At 46.2% G+C, this 18,480-nt stretch carries 21 protein-coding genes; 11 read left to right on the plus strand and 10 right to left on the minus strand.

Annotated features, from left to right (window positions below; all coding sequences use genetic code 11):
- Positions 1 to 39: 39 nt before the first annotated feature.
- Both BLU98_RS06005 and BLU98_RS06010 read right to left on the minus strand, forming a co-directional pair.
- Positions 40 to 486 (minus strand): MarR family winged helix-turn-helix transcriptional regulator, encoded by a 447-nt coding sequence (locus BLU98_RS06005; protein WP_026768291.1) that lies wholly within the window; start codon positions 484 to 486, stop codon positions 40 to 42.
- A gap of 109 nt (positions 487 to 595) precedes the next feature.
- Positions 596 to 1,627 (minus strand): radical SAM/SPASM domain-containing protein, encoded by a 1,032-nt coding sequence (locus BLU98_RS06010; protein WP_092723030.1) that lies wholly within the window; start codon positions 1,625 to 1,627, stop codon positions 596 to 598.
- Between the two features lie 120 nt (positions 1,628 to 1,747).
- Between BLU98_RS06010 and BLU98_RS06015 the strand changes: the two genes are divergently transcribed.
- The gene (locus BLU98_RS06015; protein ID WP_092723032.1) at positions 1,748 to 2,536 is read left to right on the plus strand and encodes a glycoside hydrolase family 25 protein; all 789 of its coding nucleotides are present in this window, start codon (positions 1,748 to 1,750) and stop codon (positions 2,534 to 2,536) included.
- 335 nt (positions 2,537 to 2,871) lie between these two features.
- Here the strand turns inward: BLU98_RS06015 and BLU98_RS06020 are convergent, their stop codons facing one another.
- From BLU98_RS06020 to BLU98_RS06030, 3 genes are read right to left on the minus strand one after another with little or no spacing between them, the layout of a single operon-like run.
- The gene (locus BLU98_RS06020) at positions 2,872 to 3,285 is read right to left on the minus strand and encodes a VanZ family protein (protein WP_139173850.1); all 414 of its coding nucleotides are present in this window, start codon (positions 3,283 to 3,285) and stop codon (positions 2,872 to 2,874) included.
- A gap of 11 nt (positions 3,286 to 3,296) precedes the next feature.
- Entirely contained in the window at positions 3,297 to 3,674 is a 378-nt protein-coding gene (gene gcvH, locus BLU98_RS06025) for a glycine cleavage system protein GcvH (RefSeq protein ID WP_092723036.1), read from the minus strand.
- Between the two features lie 44 nt (positions 3,675 to 3,718).
- Positions 3,719 to 4,066 carry a hypothetical protein gene (locus tag BLU98_RS06030; RefSeq protein WP_092723038.1) on the minus strand — a complete coding sequence of 116 codons (348 nt, stop codon included), beginning with the start codon at positions 4,064 to 4,066 and terminating at the stop codon, positions 3,719 to 3,721.
- Between the two features lie 45 nt (positions 4,067 to 4,111).
- Between BLU98_RS06030 and serS the strand changes: the two genes are divergently transcribed.
- Positions 4,112 to 5,392: a serine--tRNA ligase gene (gene serS / locus BLU98_RS06035; RefSeq protein WP_092723040.1), complete on the plus strand. Its 1,281-nt coding sequence runs from the start codon at positions 4,112 to 4,114 to the stop codon at positions 5,390 to 5,392.
- Positions 5,393 to 5,454: 62 nt separating this feature from the next.
- Here the strand turns inward: serS and BLU98_RS06040 are convergent, their stop codons facing one another.
- Genes BLU98_RS06040 through mqnC form a run of 4 tightly spaced genes read right to left on the minus strand, consistent with a single transcriptional unit; the run spans position 5,455 to position 9,079 of the window.
- Positions 5,455 to 6,327, minus strand: a complete 873-nt coding sequence (locus BLU98_RS06040) for a porin family protein (RefSeq protein WP_092723042.1) — start codon at positions 6,325 to 6,327, stop codon at positions 5,455 to 5,457.
- Between the two features lie 13 nt (positions 6,328 to 6,340).
- The gene (locus BLU98_RS06045) at positions 6,341 to 7,405 is read right to left on the minus strand and encodes an anti-sigma factor family protein (protein WP_092723044.1); all 1,065 of its coding nucleotides are present in this window, start codon (positions 7,403 to 7,405) and stop codon (positions 6,341 to 6,343) included.
- Between the two features lie 5 nt (positions 7,406 to 7,410).
- On the minus strand, positions 7,411 to 7,896 hold the full coding sequence (locus BLU98_RS06050) for an RNA polymerase sigma factor (protein WP_092723046.1): 486 nt from the start codon (positions 7,894 to 7,896) through the stop codon (positions 7,411 to 7,413).
- Positions 7,897 to 7,954: 58 nt separating this feature from the next.
- Complete coding sequence (mqnC, locus tag BLU98_RS06055) at positions 7,955 to 9,079, minus strand: cyclic dehypoxanthinyl futalosine synthase (protein ID WP_092723048.1); 1,125 nt, start codon at positions 9,077 to 9,079, stop codon at positions 7,955 to 7,957.
- A gap of 100 nt (positions 9,080 to 9,179) precedes the next feature.
- Here mqnC and BLU98_RS06060 point away from each other — a divergent pair, with 100 nt between their 5' ends.
- The 4 genes from BLU98_RS06060 to BLU98_RS06075 are packed head-to-tail and all read left to right on the plus strand — an operon-like array spanning position 9,180 to position 13,302.
- On the plus strand, positions 9,180 to 10,370 hold the full coding sequence (locus BLU98_RS06060; RefSeq protein WP_092723050.1) for an aspartyl protease family protein: 1,191 nt from the start codon (positions 9,180 to 9,182) through the stop codon (positions 10,368 to 10,370).
- Positions 10,371 to 10,405: 35 nt separating this feature from the next.
- Positions 10,406 to 11,650, plus strand: coding sequence for a M16 family metallopeptidase (locus tag BLU98_RS06065; protein ID WP_092723052.1), 1,245 nt, complete (start codon positions 10,406 to 10,408; stop codon positions 11,648 to 11,650).
- A 1-nt stretch (position 11,651) separates the two neighbouring features.
- On the plus strand, positions 11,652 to 12,932 hold the full coding sequence (locus BLU98_RS06070; RefSeq protein WP_092723054.1) for a M16 family metallopeptidase: 1,281 nt from the start codon (positions 11,652 to 11,654) through the stop codon (positions 12,930 to 12,932).
- A gap of 10 nt (positions 12,933 to 12,942) precedes the next feature.
- Complete coding sequence (locus tag BLU98_RS06075; RefSeq protein WP_026768279.1) at positions 12,943 to 13,302, plus strand: phage holin family protein; 360 nt, start codon at positions 12,943 to 12,945, stop codon at positions 13,300 to 13,302.
- A 3-nt stretch (positions 13,303 to 13,305) separates the two neighbouring features.
- On the opposite strand, the gene BLU98_RS06080 is transcribed toward BLU98_RS06075, so the two are convergent.
- Positions 13,306 to 13,698, minus strand: a complete 393-nt coding sequence (locus BLU98_RS06080) for an arsenate reductase ArsC (RefSeq protein ID WP_092723056.1) — start codon at positions 13,696 to 13,698, stop codon at positions 13,306 to 13,308.
- 240 nt (positions 13,699 to 13,938) lie between these two features.
- Here BLU98_RS06080 and BLU98_RS06085 point away from each other — a divergent pair, with 240 nt between their 5' ends.
- From BLU98_RS06085 to gcvT, 5 genes are all read left to right on the plus strand, one after another.
- Positions 13,939 to 14,130: a hypothetical protein gene (locus tag BLU98_RS06085; RefSeq protein ID WP_026772696.1), complete on the plus strand. Its 192-nt coding sequence runs from the start codon at positions 13,939 to 13,941 to the stop codon at positions 14,128 to 14,130.
- Between the two features lie 85 nt (positions 14,131 to 14,215).
- Positions 14,216 to 14,581 carry a PadR family transcriptional regulator gene (locus BLU98_RS06090; RefSeq protein ID WP_092723058.1) on the plus strand — a complete coding sequence of 122 codons (366 nt, stop codon included), beginning with the start codon at positions 14,216 to 14,218 and terminating at the stop codon, positions 14,579 to 14,581.
- Between the two features lie 21 nt (positions 14,582 to 14,602).
- Complete coding sequence (locus tag BLU98_RS06095; RefSeq protein WP_092723060.1) at positions 14,603 to 16,825, plus strand: PspC domain-containing protein; 2,223 nt, start codon at positions 14,603 to 14,605, stop codon at positions 16,823 to 16,825.
- Between the two features lie 92 nt (positions 16,826 to 16,917).
- The gene (locus BLU98_RS06100) at positions 16,918 to 17,256 is read left to right on the plus strand and encodes a hypothetical protein (RefSeq protein ID WP_092723062.1); all 339 of its coding nucleotides are present in this window, start codon (positions 16,918 to 16,920) and stop codon (positions 17,254 to 17,256) included.
- A gap of 81 nt (positions 17,257 to 17,337) precedes the next feature.
- Positions 17,338 to 18,420: a glycine cleavage system aminomethyltransferase GcvT gene (gene gcvT / locus BLU98_RS06105; protein WP_092723064.1), complete on the plus strand. Its 1,083-nt coding sequence runs from the start codon at positions 17,338 to 17,340 to the stop codon at positions 18,418 to 18,420.
- Positions 18,421 to 18,480: the final 60 nt, after the last annotated feature.

Genomic DNA, 18,480 nt, shown 5'->3' on the forward strand with positions numbered 1-18,480 from the left:
CCACGAAGATAAAGAAGAAGCAAGTGTAGAGCTAACCGTTCATCCGCGCATTTTGTCGAGCAAACGATTCAATGTAATTGCTTCTGATTCAGAGAGGGATTGCAGAATACTATCGAGCGCTGCATTTTTGTGTTCGAGTTTTTCCAGTAATTCAAGCCCTTTGTGCGAAATGCTTACATCTACCAGGCGTTTGTCGGAAGGGCAGGTTCTTTTTTCCACGAGCCCTTTTTTCAGCATGCGCTCCACAATACGACTGGTATCGCTCATACGGTCGAGCATGCGACTCCTGATCTGCAATGTGCTTAATGGTTGCTGACATCCCTTGAGTATGCGAAGGATATTGTATTGTTGTTGTGTGATGTCTTCCGATTCTAACAGATATTTGATCTTTTCATTCAACCAGTTGGATGAAAAGATCAGATTGATAGCCGCTTTCTGGTATTCATTCCGAAAAAGCGGTTGTTGTATATCCTGTTCGAGAGACATATTTAGATGTTAGATGTTAGTTGTTAGATTGCCTGGTCGGGATCCTCAATATATTAAACTAATATGAAAGTTGCAAGTTATCCTCTAACATCTAACAACTAACAACTCATCAGTTTTCCCAAACACTCAACCCTTCGCTGCAATTGGCACAAATGTCAATGTTTTTACGGCTGCTGAGCAGTTCGCGCCGGAACTGCCTGTAGTTGTCGTTATGCCATGTTTCCCGGAAACTTTGTGTTGTAAGGTTGCCCAGTTGATGGGTGGCATCTTTATCAAAACAACAGGGTACTACCAATCCATCCCAGGTGATCACGTTCGCATGCCAGAGTTTCCAGCAATGATTTTTCAGGCCGCTTTTCACCTGCATCTTTCCGTTACGGTCTTTTTTATAGCGGCTGTATTTGTTGTTTTGTGGGATCAATTGATGCGGATCATTTTCATAATCGTATACCTGCGCGGTCTTGAAACGTACCTGGTCTACACCAATTTCCTTACCCAATCTTTTTACTTCTTCAATCTGATGTTCATTGGGTTTCACCACCAGGAACTGGAAGAAAATAAAAGGTGTTTTGCTTTTCAGCTCTTTTTTCCATTTAACAATATTCCTGGCGCCTTCGAGTACTTTATCCAGTTTTCCGCCTACGCGGTATTGTTGGTACACATCTTGTGTAGTGCCATCAATAGAAATGATGAGGCGGTCGAGCCCGCTTTCTACTGTTTGCCTGGCCTTTTCATCGGTGAGGTAATGCGCATTGGTAGAGGTAGCGGTATAGACTCCTTTATCATGCGCATATTTCACCATGTTCAGGAATTCAGGATTGAGGTAAGGCTCACCCTGGAAATAAAAGATGAGGTAGAGCAGGTCCTGGTAAATATCGTCGATGGTCTCTCTGAAAAAGTCTTTCTGCAGCATACCGGTAGGCCGGGTAAACGCGCGAAGTCCGCTGGGGCATTCAGGACAACGCAGGTTGCAGGAAGTGGTAGGTTCAAAAGAGATCGAAACAGGGTACCCCCATTGAACGGGTTTTCCTGTTAAACGTGTAAGCTGGTAACTACCGTACACTTTGATGGCATTCCAGAAGCGCCGCAGGGTCAGTTTTTGTAGGAGATTGATACTATCGTTCCAGTTGAAATAGGCCATAGGATTGTAAAAGTAGTATTAAATGCACGAGTTTTGCAAGCGATGGGGCGCACAGAAATCTAAAGCGTTCCATCCAGCAAAAATAACAGCCGCCAGGGGCGGCGAACCATAAAGATACGGATGAAAAAAAGCAAACGGACAAAGAACAGGATAGAAAGGATATTGTGGTTGGTGGTGTTGTGTTGCCTGGGCGGCACGGCATCGTACCTTTTCCTGCGCCAGCGTTGGGAGAGAGAAGAGGAGTCGAAAGCGAAGTTCGTTCATTTTACTGCCTTCGGCATAGATATACCTACAGGCTATTCCATACACGGGATCGATGTAAGCAGTCACCAGGAGCTTATTGCATGGCAGGAAGTCAGGGCAATGAAGATCAACAACACGAGACTGGGGTTTGTATTCATCAAAGCAACCGAGGGGCTCAACGATACCGACAAACGTTTCAAACAGAACTGGGAAAAGGCGAAAGCAGCCGGTATGGTTTGCGGCGCTTATCATTTTTTCCTGGCTAACAAGAGCGGTGCATTGCAGGCCCAAAATTTCATCAGCCAGGTAAAATTGACAAAGGGCGATCTGCCTCCGGTGCTGGACATTGAAGAGTTGTATGGTGTGAAGCCCGATTCGATGCGCAGCCGGATCAGGGAATGGCTGGTGGCCGTAGAAAAAGCATACGGGGTGAAACCCATCATATATTCTTATGCCGATTTTTATAAGCGGAACCTGGGGCGGGCTTTCGATGCATATCCTTTATGGGTAGCGCATTATTTTGAGCAGGAAAGTCCGCACGTGAACCGCCCCTGGACTTTCTGGCAGCACAGCGATGCCGGGCATGTGAACGGGGTCAGAAGTGTTACCGATTTCAATGTTTTCAATGGCGACTCCCTGGAATGGCAAAAAATATTATTAAAATAATTATGAGAATAACCCTGTATTCTTTAACTTACTGGGTAAATTGAAAGGTCTTTTTGGGAAATGGGGTTATGGGAAAGGGAATATAAGTGGCTATTTTTCAGTGTGTTCTAAAACACGGATTGATGTAGTATTTCCTTTAACATTTCATTGTTAAACCATTGACAAAAGTTTTTGTCTTTTATACAGATCTTTGTGTTAGAAAAGCAGCGAAGGGAAAGCCCGGTGTATCTGGGTTTAGAAAGTATTAACAGACGCAGCAAGGGTTTGGCACCGATTTTGAGTTAATATAAGTAGAAGCACAAAACAAGTTAAGTAGTCAATTTTCTCATAAGCAGTTAGTTTTGGTTGCGGCCCCGATTTCCATCGGGGCCAATTTTTTTACAGGCATTCCTGTTCCACACATAAGCAATCAAACTGCCTGTACTATCTGCCAGTATATCCCATCCTTCAAAGCTCCGCCCCGGTATCCAGAATAATTGGATGAATTCAATAGCAATACCATATCCGATGCTCAACAAAGCGATGAGCAATACCCATTTCAAACGTCTTTGCAATGTCCAGGGGCTTTTTACCACAGGATAGCCAAAGCACAATCCCAATAAGGTAAACATACCAATGTGCACCAGCTTATCGAATTGCGGTATGGCAGCGCAAAACCCACACGAAGGCAGGTCTGCACCCGGGAGGGTTAACAGCACCGTACACAGAGCGAATAACAAGACCGCTGGGGCAAAAAGAATCGCTTTCAATCAAAATTAATTTATCCTACCAGTGCGCCGTAAGCTTCATGGGTCATCAGTGCGTCTACATCTGACAGAGTCGCTACGGTCATTTTGATCATCCATCCGTCTCCATAAGGATCGGTGTTCACCAGTTCAGGTTGTTTTTCCAGCAGGCTGTTCACTTCAACCACTGTTCCGGCAACAGGAAGAAAAAGATCGCTTACTGTTTTAACAGCTTCAACGGTTCCGAAGACTTCTTCAGCGGCCAGTGTTTTACCGGTAGAAGTAATATCTACATAAACGATATCACCCAGTTCATGCTGTGCAAAATCGGTAATGCCGATGATAGCGGTATTGCCTTCCAGGCGTATCCATTCATGGTCTTTGGTGTAGCGCAGTTCTGCGGGAAAATTCATAAAGCGTGGTTTAATAGTGCAAATATTGAATAAAAAACGATCTTTCAAAAACCTTGTTGTTCAAAATACAGGAGAATATGGTCTTTGATGAAGTTCTCCTGTTCGGGCATGCTCATCACGGGTAATTCTTTCAATTGCCTGAAATGGGGCCAGCCTTCTGCATCCTGTTGCTCCAGTGCATAATAGCCGCTCTGTGCCAACACCGTACACACAGCTACATGCATGAGGTCCTGCTTCTGCTCTTTCGATATTTTCTCTTTCACAAAACCGGTTTCCTGCATGCCAATAAGGAACAATACGGCTTCCAGGTCGGGCTTTTTACCGAATCGCTCCACCAGTTTGGCTTCGAGGTTCCACCAGCGCTGCTGTAAATCATCTGTTGCGAATAACATGTGGCAAAGGTAAATGACTGTTATCTTTGCGGCAAATCGATCCTTATGTTACAAGTGAGTGTGTTGCGCAATGATACGGCGGAAGTAAAGAGAAGACTGGCAGTAAAGCATTTCAAACAACCCGAACTGGTGGATACCATCATTCAACTGGATGATGAACGTAAGCGCCTGCAGGCCGAATTCGACAATACACAATCCAAAGTCAATACCGCATCCAAAGAGATCGGTAAGCTGATGGCACAGGGACAAAAAGAAGCGGCCGAGACCCTGAAGACCGACGTAGCAGGATGGAAAGCAGCCCTAGAGCCGCTGAAAGAGCAAATGGCCAGGGTGGAAAAAGAACTGAACGATACCCTGGTGCTATTACCCAACCTGCCCGGCACACAGGTACCGGAAGGACGTACGCCGGAAGACAATGTAGTGGTAAGGGAAGGGGGCATTAAACCTGTGCTGCCGGCTAATGCAACACCACACTGGGATCTTACCAAGAAATACAACCTGATCGATTTTGAACTGGGTAACAAGATCACCGGCAGTGGTTTTCCTGTTTATACCGGACAGGGCGCCAAATTACAAAGAGCGCTGGTGCAGTATTTTCTCGATTACAATACCGCAGCCGGCTATAAAGAATACCTGCCGCCTTTCATGGTGAATGCCGATTCTGCTTATGCAACCGGACAACTGCCGGATAAAGAAGGGCAGATGTATCATGCTACGGAAGATGATTTTTACCTCATTCCCACGGCAGAAGTACCTGTTACCAATGTTTATCGCGATACAATCCTCAAAGAAGAAGATTTCCCGGTTAAAATGACGGCCTATTCACCTTGCTTTAGAAGAGAGGCTGGCAGTTATGGAAAAGATGTACGTGGCCTCAACCGCCTGCACCAGTTCGAAAAAGTAGAGATCATTCAGTTGGTGCAGCCCGAAAAAAGTTACGACACACTCGATGAAATGGTGCTGCATGTGGAGAAATTATTACAGTCGCTGCAATTGCCTTATCGTTTATTGCGTCTTTGCGGCGGCGATATGGGTTTTGCCAGTGCCATCACTTATGATTTTGAAGTGTACAGCGCTGCGCAGGAACGTTGGCTGGAAGTGAGCAGTGTAAGCAATTTCGAAAGTTTCCAGGCCAACCGTCTCAAGTGCCGTTACAAAGACGCTACGGGCAAAACGCAACTGGTGCATACGCTGAACGGCAGCTCACTGGCATTGCCCAGAATACTGGCCTGCCTGCTCGAAAACAACCAGGGCGATGAAGGCATTTTGTTGCCCGAAGTACTGCATGGCTATTTTGGAAAGAAGATGGTGGTTGCCGGCAACTGATGTAAATAAAAAGCGCCCCCTGAAAAGAGAGCGCATGATACAACATGAGAAATAAAAGCCGTTTACCAGTTACTGAAACGGATACCTACGGCATAGGGATATTGTTCTAACCGGGTACCTTCCTTGTGCAGCCTGTTGATGCTGTACGAACCGTATAGGCGCACAGGACCCAGTCCCAGTTCAGCCACAGCCGCAAGACGCCAGGGCTCGAGGCTGAAATCGCCGTTGTTTTTCTGCTTACCCCTTTCGGCGCTCACCTGTTTGTTGCGGTTGCTGAGCATATACCCGGCACTCACACCCGCACTGAAAGAAAAACTCCTTTTTCTGTCCGGTGCAGGATTGATGTTCACCATCAGCGGCACCGTCAGGTATCCCACATATAGTTTGTTCTTGGAAAAAGAGATGGAATCATTGTACACATAAGGCACAGGATCTTTGCGGTAACTGATCCGGCTGTCGTAACGGAAATTGTACATTTCAAGCCCCAGCCCGTATTTGAGATTGACCACATGCTTTACCATGTTCAGCTTTTGCATGAAAAACCAGATGTTCACATTGCTGGATTTAAGGTTGTTCAGGTGGAAGCTGTTGGCATTGACCTGGCCATCTGCGGGACGCAGTACCCTGAAATAGCCGCCGGACTGTGCTGCCGTATAATCGGTCTGGTCGCGGAAATTGGCAAAGCCCAGGTCGAAGATGAACCAGTTCGTGCTGATATTGGTTCTTCTGTGGCTACGGTGTTCTGTACGGATCTCGAAATCTTTGTCCCAGTTCTTCCACACACTCTCCTCATCGCCCGACCCGCTTTTTTTCTTTTTGATGATGATGAAATTGCCCACTTTGATCGTGTCCGATGAACGGCCGGTGCTGTCGGTCTGAGCCATCCCCCATCCCGTAACGAACAATGCCGCTACTAAACTTACTACATACTTCATACGATTTTTTACTTTATCTCAAGCTGCGATTGTCTTCTTCCTCCCGGGCAGCTTTGCTTTTAAAAATGCTGGACGCCTTCCTGAAAAAGCCGCGCAGTTTGTCTTTATTGATCTCGATAGAACCCAGTAAGAGTCCTTTATTGTCTTCATCGGTTTCCAACTCTTTGTATTTTGTAAGAGCAGCATTATTGTTGGCTGTTGTTGCTTCTTTCGGGGCAATAACAGGTTGTTGCAGGCTGGTATTAGCAGCCAGTACTTCAACCGGCGGATGGATCTCGGTTCTTCCAACGCCTGTGCTTACCGGAATGGCTTGTACCTGTGCCAGGGAGCGGCTCTGTTCAGCAGGCAAACTGTTTTCAACAGGCATGACGCCTGCTGTCTGTGTTTTTGAAGTGGGTTGTTTATTAACTACAGGGTTGGTAGTATGATCTGCAACAACTTCTTTGTTTTCAGTATTGGTAATAACATGGTCAACAGTACCCGGTGATGATATGGTTGTTTTGCTTTGAGGCTGAACAGCAGGTTTGTTGATAGCAGCCAATTCTTTTTCAGCCGGTGGGTTGCGGCGGAGAGAACCGGGAATGAACCACAGGGTCAGTCCCAGACCTGCTAAAACGGCTGCCACAGCCACGCGCTGCCAGTTGATATAAATAACAGGTCTTTTTGTTGAAGCGGTACGGTAAAGCGATTCTTTATAGGGAAAAGGCACTGGCTCGGCTTCGAGTTTTGTTTGTTGAAGCAGATGCAAATAAGCTGTTGCCTCCGGGTTCTTCATCAGCAAAACTTCCATACTTTCTTTTTCAGCGCCCGCTAACTCGTCATCGATATAACTGAGTAATTGTTCTTCGTAAGAAGATGTATCAACAGATGCAGTGTTTTTGTACAGCGATTCCTTGAAAGGAAAATCAACTGGTTCACCGGGTAATAAGCGGGTTTGCCTGAGGGCTTCCAGTTCCACCGCCAGATCGGGATTATCCGCTACGAATTGTTCCACTGCTTTGGCATCCGCGGCAGGGAGTTCCCCGTCGAGGTAGAGCAGGAATAATTCTTCGTAGTTATGTCGGTCGATGTTTATCACAGGTCTTATATAATGTTTTCAGGTTTCACCAGATAGGTTTTCAGTGCCAGCCTCGCACGATGCAGGTACACTTTTACCTGGCTCGCGTTCAGGTTCATGATCTGTCCGATCTCTTCATAACTGTATCCTTCATAATCTTTCAGCATCACCAGGCTTTTCTGCGTTTCATTGAGACGGTTCAGGGCCTCCATCAGGGTTTTTCTTGGGTTGCTGTGTAACTGGTAGGTCTTGCTTCCGCTTTCTTCGAATGTATCTTTCAATTTTATCCTTTTCACCTTCCTGATATGGTCGATCATCTGGTTATAGGCAATGGTAAACAGGTATGATTTTGATTTGATGGTCTCGATCGTTTCCCGGTTACGCCAGAGTTTTTCGAATGCGGTTTGCACAATATCCCTGGCATCTTCCTCGTGCCGGAGGTTTTTCACGATAAAGCGGTAAACATTATCGGCATATTGTGTGACGCAGTCGTTGTACTCTTTTTCAGTCATGTTGTTGACTATTGATACGATTGAAGGGCCACTATGTTACACTACGGGCAGAAAAACATCAATAATTGATTACCTGCTCCTGTATGGCTTCGGGAATGGGTCTCCATTCGTACTGCTGGTTGCGTAACTGGGGCTCGAAACCGGCCTCGCGGATGGCGTCCTGCATGGTCTTGTAGGTAAAACGATGGGGTGCACCGGCCGCACTCACCACATTCTCTTCGATCATGATACTGCCGAAATCGTTGGCGCCTGCATGCAGACAGATCTGGGCGGTTTGCTTGCCCACCGTAAGCCAGCTCGCCTGGATGTTCTTGACATTGGGCAGCATGATGCGGCTGATGGCGATCATGCGGATATATTCGTCGGGGGTAGTGAGGTTGTGTACGCCCCTGATACGGGCCAGTAAGGTATCTACATCCTGGAAGGTCCAGGGAATGAATGCCAGGAAGCCTTTGGCCGACTCCGGTTTAAGGCTCTGCACTTCCCTGATGCGCACAAGGTGAATGAAACGCTCTTCCAGTGTTTCCACGTGACCGAACATCATGGTAGCGCTGGTGGTGATGTTGAGTTTATGCGCTTCGTGCATAATGGCGAGCCATTCATCGGCGCCGCATTTTCCTTTGGAGATCAGGCGTCGCACCCTGTCAACCAATATCTCAGCGCCTGCACCCGGCAAAGAATCCAGTCCTGCTTCCTGCAAAGCCATGAGCACATCGCGATGGCTCATTTTTTCCAGCTTACATATGTGGGCCACTTCGGGCGGGCCCAATGCATGCAGCTTCAGGGTAGGATATTCCTGCTTCAACTGGCGGAATGTACGGGTATAGAAATCGAGGCCCAGCTCAGGGTGGTGTCCGCCCTGCAACAACAATTGGTCGCCACCATATTTGAATGTTTCCTTGATCTTCTTGCGGTAAACCGGCATATCGGTGATATACGCTTCGGCATGACCCGGTATACGATAGAAGTTACAGAATTTGCAATTGGCAATGCAAACATTGGTGGTATTTACATTCCGATCGATCTGCCAGGTCACTTTTCCGTGTGGTACCTGTTGCTTACGCATCTCATCGGCAACATACATCAGTTCGGTCAGAGGTGCCTGTTCAAAAAGGAACAGACCTTCTTCAACGGAAAGGAATTCAAAACCTAGGGCTTTCTGGTATAAATCGGCTAGTTGCATATCATCCGCTCATTTAGTAGAAAAGGCAAAGGTAAGATGATAAATGCCATTCATAAAGTAATTGAGCAGCTATTAGTAATTAAGCTTATATTCAATTTGTATGAAACGCTTATTGCTTGCCAACCTGCTGCTTTTCTGTTTTTTTTCTTTGAAAGCACAGGAAGAGTTCATAGCGCCACAATCGCACTTGCTCACCAAGTTCTCTTTTACACAACTCAGTGGTGGCATTGTGATCGTAAAAGCACAGGTGGATGATTCGCCCGACTCGCTCAACTTCGTATTCGATACCGGCAGCGGCGGTATTTCACTCGATTCAACCACTGCTGCGGCTTTGAAGCTGTCGCTCAAGATGAGCGATAAAACCATTCGCGGTATTGCGGGGATGCGAACGGTGGAGTTTGCGTATAATCATACGCTCAGGTTACCCGGACTGGTTACGGAACACCTCGACTTTCACATCAACGATTACGACCTGCTTACCAGTGTGTATGGTATTAAAATAGACGGCATCATCGGGTATAGCTTTTTAAGAAGGTATATTGTGATGATCGATTATGACAAACAGCTGATTGAAGTGTTTACACCGGGCACTATAAAATATCCACGCGGCGGATATATATTGAAACCGGATTTTTCAACACTGGCCATGCAGCATGCAATGATCGGCGATGAAAGAGAGATCAACGGTAAATTCATTTTTGATACAGGCGCCGGGCTCTGTTTCCTTTTATCAAAAGATTTTGTGGATGACAGCGTGTTCATCAAAAAGAAAAGAAAATATTATGCCACGCAGGCAGAGGGGTTAGGCGGGAAAAAACAAATGCAGATAACGGTGATCAAATCGGTGAAGCTGGGTCCGTATAAATTCCGCAAAGTACCCATCCATATTTTTGAAGACGATTTCAATGTTACCTCTTATCCTTTGCTGGGCGGACTGATAGGCAACGATATCATGCGCCGTTTCAATGTGATCCTGAACTACCCCGAGCGGAGTATTTACATCAGACCCAACAGCCATTACGCAGAGTCTTTCGATTATTCGTATACAGGTCTGGGCATTTATATGATCAATGGAGAGATCCGCGTAGTGGATATTGTCAAAGGCTCCCCGGGCGATAAAGCAGGTTTCAAGCCCGACGACATTATTTTTTCGGTGGAATCTAATTTCTCCAAGAATATACAGGTGTACAAAAATCTTTTTCAGAATACCCTGGGCAGGGTGAAAGTGATCGTTTTCCGCAATAACAATCCCCTGGTGCTTACCATGGATATCAAAGACATCAGGCGGTAGCACAAAATGACTAATTTGCGTCTTTTACAAGGACTATGATTCAATTTAACCGATTTGTGCTGGAGAACGGATTGCGGGTGTTGGTACACGAAGACCCGTCCACACCCATGGTTGTAGTGAATATTATGTATGATGTAGGTGCACGCGACGAAGCTCCTTCTCAAACTGGCTTTGCGCATTTGTTCGAACACCTGATGTTTGGCGGCAGTATCAATATCGCCGATTACGATGAGCCCCTGCAAAGGGCCGGCGGCGAAAACAATGCGTATACTACCAATGATCTCACGAATTATTATTGCCAGTTACCGGCAGAAAATATTGAAACCGCTTTCTGGCTCGAAAGCGATCGCATGCTGAGCCTGGCTTTCAGCGAAAAGAGCCTTGATGTACAGCGCAAAGTGGTGGTGGAAGAGTTCAAGGAACATTATATCAACAAACCTTATGGCGATGTATGGCATAAGATGCGTGAACTGGCTTATACCACACACCCTTATCGTTGGATGACCATCGGTAAAGAATTAGCGCATATAGAACACGCGCAGATAGAAGATGTAAAAGCATTTTTCTTCAAACATTACAGACCTGTGAATGCTATTCTTGTGGTGGCGGGAAATGTGCAGACAGACAAGGTCAGAACGCTGGCCGAAAAATGGTTCGGCGATATTCCCATGGGAGAAAAATACCAGCGGAATTTACCGGTTGAACCAAAGCAGGCAACCCCGAGAAAAGCAGTATACCATGCCGATGTGCCGCTGGATGCTTTCATCAAAACCTGGCATATTGCCGGCCGGCTCGATAAAGGCTATTATGTAGCCGACTTAATTACTGAAATACTGGGAGGCGGAGGCTCATCGAGGCTTTACCAGGCATTGGTAAAAGAGCGGCAATTATTTTCCAGCCTGGATTGCTATCATTTCGGAAGCATTGATGCCGGTTTGCTGGCCATCGAAGGCAAGCTGGTAAAAGGAGTGAGCATGGAAACGGCTGCCGAAGCAGTAGATAACGAGGTTGCGCGGATGCGAATGGAAAAAGTGAGCGATACGGAATTACAGAAAGTAAAGAATAAAACAGAAAGCGTGATTGCTTTTGAAGACATGAGCGTGATGAGTCGCGCCGGAAGCCTGGCCCTGTATGAATTGCTGGGCGATGCACAACTAATGAATACCGAATTGCAAAAATACCATGCGGTAACGGCGGAGGATATCCTGGAATACAGCCAGGACATCTTTGATGAGAACAACAGCAACACAATCTTTTACTACAGCAAACCCAACCGATAAAATGCCCAACAGGAAAGCAGCCCCCGAAATAGTAGATGCAGTGGATTTTGATCTGCGACTGAAACCCTGCGACCGGTTTACCCTGGACAACGGCGTGCCTGTGTATGCCATCAATGCAGGCGCAGAAGAAGTGGTGATGATCGAGTGGGTGTTTTATGCCGGTAACTGGTATGAAGAAAAAAACATTGTAGCAGCTACAACCAATTTTTTGTTGAAGAATGGTACCAAACAAAAAAATGCTTTTGCTATCAATGAGCATTTTGAGTTTTATGGTGCTTACCTGAACCGCCAGTGTTATAATGAAACGGCCACCATCTCGTTGCATTGCCTGGCAAAACATTTGCATCACCTGTTACCGGTAGTAGCTGAACTGATCACCGAAAGTATTTTTCCCGAAGAAGAACTGGCTATCTACAAACAAAACCAGAAGCAACGACTGGAAGTAAACCTGAAGAAATGCGATTTTATCGCCAACCGGTTGATCGATGAGTACCTTTACGGGTTTCACCATCCGTACGGGCGATATACTTCTACGCTGGATTACGACCAACTGCAACAGGATGAATTGAAAGCTTTCTACAAGCGTTTTTATGTTGAAGGAAAATGCCTGGTGTTCACGGCAGGGAAATTGCCGGGAGATATTCAACAACAACTGAATAAAACATTCGGCCATTTACCCCTGAATAAACAACTGCTACCTGAAACAATATTCAACCTGCAGTCAGCCGATGAAAAAAAATACCATATCCTCAACGATGCGAATGGTGTGCAAGGCGCCATTCGCATCGCCCGTCCTTTTCCTAACAGGCATCACCCCGATTTTCCCAGGGTGCAGATATTGAATAACCTGTTTGGCGGTTTTTTTGGTTCAAGGCTCATGAGTAATATCCGGGAAGACAAAGGCTATACTTACGGCATACACAGTTACCTGCAAAATCACATACACAACTGTGCCTGGATGATCAGTACGGAAGCGGGCAGGGACGTATGTGAAGCCACTATTGAAGAAGTATACAAAGAAATGGCGCTCCTGCGTAAAGAACCGGTGCCGGAAGAAGAACTCGATCTGGTACGCAATTATATGATGGGTTCTTTGCTGGGCGACCTTGACGGACCTTTCCAGGTCATTGCCAGGTGGAAAAGTTATGTGTTGAACAACCTGGAGGAAGCTTATTTTTATAATAGCATAGCAACCATCAAGACAGTGAGTCCGGAAGCGTTGCGGGAACTGGCAGAAAAATACCTGCAGCCCGACGCATTTTATGAGTTAACGGTAATATAAATTGTACTTCATGATAGGACGTTTCTTTACAAAGACCGTTGCAACAGCAGTAGCCATACTGGCTGCCGCCTATATACTGAAAGGTATACATGTAAATGGCACTGCCACTGCCTTATTGGTGGCGCTCGTATTGGGCCTGTTGAACAGCTTTGTGAAACCTGTGCTGATCTTGCTCACCATACCTATCACTTTATTGACGCTTGGATTGTTCCTGTTGGTGATCAATATTCTCATTGTAAAATTCGCTGCCTCATTGGTACCAGGATTTACAGTAGACGGATGGGTATCGGCGTTATTATTCAGCCTGGTGGTATCATTCTTTACTTCTATTATCGAAGCTATCCTGGGCAAAGGCGGCAACCCGCAATAAACATTACAAAGAAGCGATGAGCTGCTTTACTTTCTCGCCGATCATATCGCGTATTTGATTGAACTCAGCGGGCTCCAGGTGTTTGGGGTCTGGTATCTGCCAGTCGATGAACTGTTTGGCGGGCATCCATGGACAGGCATCGCCGCAACCCATGGTTACCACCGCATCGAAAGGAGCATATTGTTCCACTTCCTGCAATGATTTGCTGTCATGTTTGCTGAGATCATAACCCAGTTCTTTCATGGCTGCAATGGCTTTGGGATTCACTATGCCGCTAGGCTTACTGCCCGCACTGAAGGCTTCAACAGCATCGCCACCATATATAGTAGCAAAAGCCTGGCTCATCTGGCTGCGGTTACTGTTTTCAATACAAACGAAAAGGAGCTTCTTTTTCATGGAAGCACAATGATACAACATTAAGCCTTTCATCAGCCTGAGAAGCCGTTTATGTAAGAGTGAAATGTTCGATATAGCCATAATGTATTGATTATCAAATAAATAAGCTTAACCAGTTACAATCTTCTGCCTATTACTGAAAAAAAACTGGTACTATGTGTTGCATAGTACCAAATAATATCCCATCTTTGTGTTGTCAATGAGAACAAGCATTTAAAAACACTATCAAATAAAAGAATCATGAAAACACAAAACATTCAATTGCTGACAGCCCTGGAGAAAAGCGATATCACTAACTTGGTGAAGGAAGCATCTGTAAAAGAAACAGTAGCCCAGGTAGCAGAACACAAAGCCATTTTTACAGCGGCCGATTACTGGAACCTCCAGCGCAGCAGAAGAACAAGGACCGGACGGAGATTCCTGATGGCATAAGCAGCAAACCAATCTCATTTCATAACAACGATCTCCCATCCCGCGCAAAACCAGGTGCGGGACGGAAGGTCCAAAAACTCCGGATATGGATATTCAGAACACACAGAGTCAGATGCGAAAGGGGGTATTGGAGTTTTGCATTTTGTCCATCATACGCCAGGGCGAAGTATATCCCAGCGATATTGTGGATCGCATGAAGGCGGCCAACCTGCACATACTGGAAGGCACTTTGTACCCGTTGCTCACACGATTGAAAAATGCAGGCTTGTTAACCTACCGCTGGGTAGAAAGCAACAGCGGCCCACCCCGGAAATATTTCGTGATGACAGACAAAGGTCTTGAGTTCTATGGCGAACTGGAAAGAACCTGGCAGGAGCTGGCCGACGCCGTACATACTTTGACGCAATCCGCCGTAGATCCAACATCCGAACCCAACCCATCCCAACCTTAACCAACAAAACCAGAACAGAAAATGAAAAAGGTAATCAATATAAACTTCCAGGGCAGGGTGATTCCCATCGAGGAATCGGCCTACGACATGCTCAAACAGTATGTTGAAAGCTTGCGCAAGTTCTTTGCCAACGAGGAGGGGCGCGACGAGATCATCAATGATATCGAAGGACGTATTGCAGAACTGTTTGGCGACAGCCTTAAAAAAGGAAGCACCTGCATCACAGATGAAGATGTAGATGGCATCATTAAGAGCATGGGCCGCCCGGAAGACTTTGAAGGAGACGAAAGCAAGGTACAGACTCAATTAGGAGAAGAGTCCAAACAGCAGCAGCAAAGCAGAACATTTTATGAAGGAGCCGGTGACGCACCGAGAGGCCGTCTTTACCGCGACGAAAGTGATAAAATGCTGGGAGGTGTGTGTAGTGGCCTGGCCAACTACCTGCGCGTTGATCCTACGATCGTCCGCCTGGTATTTGCCCTCATCACTTTCGGCGCAGGAACCGGTATTTTGTTATACATCCTTTTATGGATCATACTGCCTTCCAAAAGGCTTGAAAATGCTACTAGCACCAAGCGTCTCTATCGCAATCCTGATGAAAAAGTGATTGCAGGTGTGGCGAGCGGGTTGGCTGCTTATTTCGACATAGCCGTATGGGTACCCCGACTGATCTTTGTACTGCCGCTGGTAGTAGGCATATTCACTTCCATATTCAGGCATGTTTTCTGGTTCGACTATAATCCGTTCCCAGGCATCGTCTTCGGATCTTTTGGCGGTACACTTTTCATCACCTATGCCATACTCTGGGCAGTGATACCGGAAGCCAAAAGTGCGTCGGATAAACTGGAGATGCGTGGCGAAAAAGTAGACCTTAATACCATCAAGAATACCATACAGGAAGACCTGGAGGGGTTTAAAAGCCGCGCCGAGAAATGGGGTGGTGAAGTGAAAGAGCGTGCGCAACAATTCGGACAGGAATTCGGACAAACCATCAGCCAGAAGGGGCAACAGTTCAGCAGTGAAGCAGCAAAGATCGGCAGAAGAGGCGGTAGCCGGCTGGGCAATGCCATAGCCATTATCTTCAAGGCATTCTTTCTTTTCCTCGCAGGTATACTGGCTTTTGCCTTACTGGTTACGCTCCTGGCGTTTCTGGTGGCAGGGATAGGTGTATTCCCCCTGAAAGATTTCTTCCTGGAAGGCGTAACACAAAACTTCCTTGCATGGTCAACACTGTTGCTGTTCCTGGGCGTGCCGGTAGTTGCTTTCATTATATGGATCGTGCGTAGGATCATGGGTGTTAAATCGGGCAACAAGTTTCTTGGTTTCACTTTCGCCGGACTGTGGTTCATTGGATTATTCTGCGGCATCATGCTGGCCGTTTCCATCGCACGCAATTTCGATGCAAGTGCCAGGGATAAGCAAGAATACTCCATTGTTCAGCCGGGTACGGGAAAACTGATCATCAATGTGCCCGACAGCAAAGTGAAAGTGATTGGCGGATGGCTGGGCAAAATAGATGGTGTGATGAGTGTGAGCGATGACAGTCTTTTCCTTAATAATGTGAGGTTGCGCATCTTGAAAAGCAAGGATTCTGTTTACCATATCTCCGCTACCAAGTACAGCAGCGGAAAAGATGCCGGCAGCGCCATGGAAAATGTAAGAGGCATCAACTATGGGATCAACCAGGAAGACAGTACCATCTGGCTCGATCGGGGATTCTCCCTGCATACAGGAACCAAATTCCGCAACCAGCGTGTAGAAGTAACCGTACAGGTGCCGGTGGGCAAGCGGATCATGATCGACAGGAGAGTGGCGAACAGGCTCAGCTGGTTCCATGTCAATGACGGCGACTGGGGCGATGACTGGAACGATTACCAGAACTGGGACAGCAATGTGGAATACATTATGAGGGCAGGCGGACTGGAAAGGGTACACAAGGAAGAAGATGCGCGCGACAACAATAATAATGATGATGATGAGAACAATGCAGTAGAGCAATACAAGAAGAGCAAAGAAGAACTGAAGAAAGAATATGATAAAAAACAAAAAGAGGCGGAAGAGCTGAAAAAAGAACTGGACAAACCCGTAGATACTACCCGCTATCATTATCAGAAAGCCACTACTTACGAAGAAGCACCCCAGCCCAATGCTGTGATGCCTGCGGTGCATGCCGAGAAAAAAGAAGAAAAGATGGACATCACATTCGATAATGCAAGATTGATGATGATGCAAATGGTACTATAAAATCGGTTGAAGTTGGGAAAGAAAAGAACCCTGCTTTGTTCTCAGAACGGGGTTCTTCCCTTCTTTAAGAATCGCGAAATAAAACAATCAATATGAAAAAAATAGCTACAGTCATTTTCGTGGGATTGATGCTTACGGTCTTTACCCTTTCCGGTTGTTTATTTTCATTCGACAATTCGAATACAAGTATTACGATACAAGACTCAGACGACAGGTACGAATTATCGGCGCATTACAATAAACAGAAAACAAAACGGATCCAGCATTATATAGATGCGAACATAGCTCCCCAGGACCGGGCAATTTTTCAGATAAGGACGAATCCGGGTAAACTGCAAATCAGGTTCGATAAAAAGGAGAATGACGAGGACGCCTACCTGAGAATAAAGCGATTGGGGGAAGGCATCAAAGCAACACTATCGGCAGACTGATTGAAAACAATGTAACACATTGTTTTTTTATTTTTACGCCCCCCTTGCTTCACCTATTTTTGCTCGGCAAAGTAAAAAAGCATGAAAAATACTCCGTTTACTCAGAAACACATGGCGTTGGGCGCAAAAATGGCCCCTTTTGCAGGATACAATATGCCCATCAGTTACAGCGGCATCAATGATGAACATGCAGCTGTTCGCAAAAATGCTGGTGTTTTTGATGTAAGTCACATGGGAGAGTTCATATTGAAAGGTCCGGATGCACTCGATCTCATCCAGCGCGTTACTTCGAATGATGCTTCCAAACTCACCAACGGAAAAGCCCAGTACAGCTGCCTGCCCAATGAACAGGGAGGTATTGTAGATGACCTCATTGTCTATTGTATCGAAGAGAACAAAACATACATGCTGGTGGTGAATGCCTCCAATATAGAAAAAGACTGGAACTGGATATCGAAGCACAATACCCGGAATGTGGAAATGCACAACATCAGCGATAAGACTTGTCTGCTGGCCATACAAGGCCCGAACGCCACAAAGATGTTGCAACCGCTTACCGATATGGATATCATGAACCTGAAATATTACACGTTTGCCAAAGGAAAATTTGCTGGCGTAGATAATGTGCTGGTAAGTGCCACTGGTTATACGGGAGCGGGCGGTGTAGAGATTTATTTTGAAGACAGCAACAGCGCGGCAGATAAAATATGGGAAGCCATTTTTGAGATCGGCACCCCGCAGGGATTGAAACCTATTGGATTGGGAGCGAGGGACACCCTTCGACTGGAGATGGGTTATTGCCTTTATGGAAACGATATCGATGATACCACTTCTCCACTGGAAGGCGGGCTCGCATGGATTACCAAGTTCAGCAAGGATTTCACAGCAAAAAAAATACTGGAAAAACAAAAAGCGGAAGGTGTTAAACGGAAGCTGGTAGGTTTTGAAATGATTGAAAGAGGCATCCCGCGCCACGATTACCTGATCAAGGATGCATCAGGCAATGCGATCGGAAAAGTGACCAGCGGCACGCAGGCGCCTTCACTGAACAAAGCGGTAGGATTGGGTTATGTAACTGTTGACCATGCCGGGCTTGACAGCGAAATCTTCATCGACATACGTAATACACCTGTAAAAGCAAGGGTGGTTAAAATTCCTTTCTAATAATTGCGTATTAGTACGGTTTTTAAAAAGACCGGAACAGTTAAACTTTGTGATGCATTC

It is taken from the genome of Hydrobacter penzbergensis, assembly GCF_900106985.1.
Classification (GTDB): domain Bacteria; phylum Bacteroidota; class Bacteroidia; order Chitinophagales; family Chitinophagaceae; genus Sediminibacterium; species Sediminibacterium magnilacihabitans.